Source organism: Priestia sp. SIMBA_032, from assembly GCF_046535215.1.
GTDB classification, from domain to species: Bacteria; Bacillota; Bacilli; order Bacillales; family Bacillaceae_H; genus Priestia; species Priestia aryabhattai.
On record NZ_JAWRXD010001473.1, the window covers coordinates 1 to 240 of the forward strand.

Below are 240 nucleotides of genomic sequence, written 5' to 3' on the forward strand. Positions count from 1 at the left end.
CTCAGCGGCCTACGGCTGGCCCGATGACGATGACGGGGTCGAACGCGTCCGTGAATCCAGATCTGGTGGCCGATGCGGTGGTCGGCCTGTGGCAGGATCCGCCGGTTCTGCCTGCCAAGTGGCTGTACGACAAGCGCGGCAGCGAGTTGTTCGACGAGATCACCCGCCTGCCGGAGTACTACCCCACCCGCCGGGAGACCGAGATCCTGCGGGCGCACAGCGACGACATCGCCGCGGCGT

The 240-nt window shown here is 67.9% G+C and carries 1 protein-coding gene; it reads left to right on the top strand.

The features are described 5' to 3' along the window. Positions 1 to 23: 23 nt before the first annotated feature. On the top strand, positions 24 to 240 hold a 217-nt coding region (locus SB717_RS39205; protein ID WP_410908695.1), incomplete at its 3' end, for an L-histidine N(alpha)-methyltransferase.